Origin of the sequence: Desulfobaculum bizertense DSM 18034, from assembly GCF_900167065.1 — a bacterium.
Lineage (GTDB): Bacteria > Desulfobacterota > Desulfovibrionia > Desulfovibrionales > Desulfovibrionaceae > Desulfobaculum > Desulfobaculum bizertense.
The window spans coordinates 1-2,862 of record NZ_FUYA01000024.1; the positions used below are offsets into that span (position 1 = coordinate 1).

Below are 2,862 nucleotides of genomic sequence, written 5' to 3' on the forward strand. Positions count from 1 at the left end.
GCTTCCACTGCGTGAGCTGTTCCTGAAGTTCTTCTTTCGTCCAAACCATAATGCCCCGAAGCATATTCGCTCCGGGGCATTACGTCGTGGACCTCGTGGACGTCGTGGGGAGAAAAGAATAAACCGTTGAACTATGATTATTCCATATTTCCCAACACATTTTCCTCGAGGTAAGGGCAACTCTCCCTTGCACTTTTATTTCACTGTTTATAAAAAAAGACATACTACAATAACAGTCACTAACCATTTTCATAAATGTCAATACGTTCGAATCCTTACGAGCTCTTAAGGGTAACTTTTTATTTTTAGGTGTATATAACGTAAGTTTTTCATCTTCGACTTGCCCATCAATCTTGTATTCTTTGCCCTTTCCATGAACATCTAAAATAAAAAATGGCTTCCAGCCCTGCTTCTTACGAACAAAAGAACAAGCTTTTTTTTGTTCTTCTAAGCTAAGAGATTTTAGATGAATAGTACGCCCTCGAGAAATCCCAGCGGGTCTCCTATCTCTCGATGTACAAGCGTGCTTTGGCCAAGGAGGCCCCAAAGAGTCAAAAAAGACACGTCCACCAGTCGGTGATTCATAAAAAAAAACAAATGCTCCACAAACCGGACACCTACAATTAGGAATTGTATAGCCTCTCGGACTAGGATGAATAGGAGGCACCTCTACTATCCAATTATCCATCCCAGAGCTAGTAGCTCGTTGACCACGGGCTTCCCCTCCCCAGCCTCAAGTACACCCCGGAGGATGATTCCAAGCATTACACATTTTTACTCCCCCTTTTGTTTATTAAATATCCTATATTTTATAATTGATATCATTTCAATAATAATTCTAAAATTCATCCCCCACAGTCCCCCATCTCACCCACATATACGCCAACAGGTAGGCATCAAACGCGAGTCGAGTCCAACGAAACGGGCCAATCAAAGCAGAAACGTACGATCCAAACACAAAGAGCACATATTGAAACAAGAACTTTCTTTTTGGGCTGGTTCCCTGCCCCCGCGCAGGTCCCACAAACGCAGCAACAGAAAAAGCCACCAAGAGCATCGAATCTACAGAGAGTATTCCACCAGCTGACATCCCCATAAGTGCAGTGACAGCCACCCTCGCGACGACATAAAAGAGATACTGCGAAAAAGCCCACTTAAAGAAATCCTGTTCAGGAGTAAGAACAAACGGAAATTTTATCAGGTTCACCAGCCACTTCATGTGCCCCTCTCTTTATATTCTTTTATTTATAACCCTCCTAAGTTCATGCATTTTTGCGTTAGAATCAAGGAAGACTCTAAAATTTCATCGCGTCCTGTCATTTATTCCCTACTCAAGCCCAAAAGCTACCCAAGCCGCAACATATTCACGCGGTAATATTTCCCGTCACTACGGCTCAAAAGCAAACCCATCTCTTTCAGCTTTTTCAGATCACGCCGAGCTGTTGCCACACTCACCCCACCATAAAGCGCCCGCAAAACAGGGTGCGAAAACACATCATTCAGGGAAAATTCCAGCATGGTTTCAAGAGCAATTTGCAGCAAGTCAAGCTGCCGCTGCGAAAGATCTTTCTCGCGGTGCAAAATATGGTAGTAGTCCTTTAGAGACAGGCGACGAATTGAGAGCGTGACATGCTCCTTGATCTCTTTCAGCGAGGAGATAATGCCGTCAAAATAGAAGCTCAAGAAAGGCGTCACATCTTCGGGATGCTTACTTTTGATCACCCGCGAAAATGCAATGAAATACTCGTCGATGTTTCGATAGTAAAAGTTCGACATCATTTGCGGCAGGTATTTAATCCCCGCCTGATCAAGAATCATGGCTTCGACAAAACGCGAGGACCTGCCATTTCCATCTTGGAACGGGTGAATTTTCGCGAGATGAAAATGCGCGAGCGCAGCCCTGATCATCGGATCTAGTCCCGCCATTTCTTCGCTATTCATCCACTCAACAAAAATCCCCATGAGCGTCTGTATATCGTCCAATGTCTTCGGTGGCGTATAGCGCCCACCATGATCCGCATTACCCACAAAAACCGGCTCATTCCGGTAATTACCGGGACTGTTATGGAAATACTCAATGCCGCGCGTCAGCGTCCTGTGAACGTCCCGAATGAAGTCTTCCGTCACGCCCCAAAAGCCCTGCTTTTCTCCATCCAACAATGCATACAGCGCTTTCAGGTTGCCAATTTCCAGCTCCGAACGCCCTTCTAACTTGAGCGCATCGTCAGCCGTTAGCAGTGCTCCGACTTCATCCTCGCTCAGACTATTCCCCTCAATTGCAGCCGTTCCAAAGATTGACCGCTTAATTATATCCTCTCTCAGCTTCGCCGCGATATGAGGCAGAATCGGCAACTCGCTTACCGTTGAGTACAGAATGCGGCTTTCGATGATCTTGGGAGAAATCACCTGCTCATCATATTCACACGAGAAGATAAACTTCCCTGTCTTATGCGTAAGATGCTTTTTTGTCACAGGTTTTGCAACCATATTTGCAACCTTATCTCTCTTTAATTTATTGAAAAAATCAAATTTAGCTCATTTTTATGATTCACATTTTAAACTCCCTTGCACACAAAGGCAACCTCACAAAAAAAGGCGACCTTTCAGTCGCCTTTTTTCTCTTCCCCTCCCTCAAAAATCCATATAGTCCCGCACGTCCTTCTCCCAGACCCATATGGCCCGGACTTTTCCGATGCGGAACGCGGGGATTTTCCCGGCGTTCACGAGGTTATAGAAATGACTTTTGGAGCAGTTCAACATATCGCATGCGTGCTTCCAGTTCAGCTTTCTTCCTTTCATATCTTCCATAGCGTTATCTCCTCGCGAACCAGTTCGGACGCCCGCCGGGTCTGGCCTGCTGTT

The 2,862-nt window shown here is 45.4% G+C and carries 3 protein-coding genes; all 3 read right to left on the reverse strand.

Translation table 11 applies throughout. The features are described 5' to 3' along the window. Window positions 1-838 precede the first annotated feature (838 nt). Window positions 839-1,219: a hypothetical protein gene (locus B5D23_RS14810; protein ID WP_078686186.1), complete on the reverse strand. Its 381-nt coding sequence runs from the start codon at window positions 1,217-1,219 to the stop codon at window positions 839-841. A 125-nt stretch (window positions 1,220-1,344) separates the two neighbouring features. Next, window positions 1,345-2,487: a Fic family protein gene (locus B5D23_RS14815; protein WP_078686185.1), complete on the reverse strand. Its 1,143-nt coding sequence runs from the start codon at window positions 2,485-2,487 to the stop codon at window positions 1,345-1,347. Window positions 2,488-2,631: 144 nt separating this feature from the next. After that, window positions 2,632-2,862: helix-turn-helix transcriptional regulator (locus B5D23_RS14820; RefSeq protein WP_234985112.1), on the reverse strand; the 231-nt coding region annotated here is incomplete at its 5' end.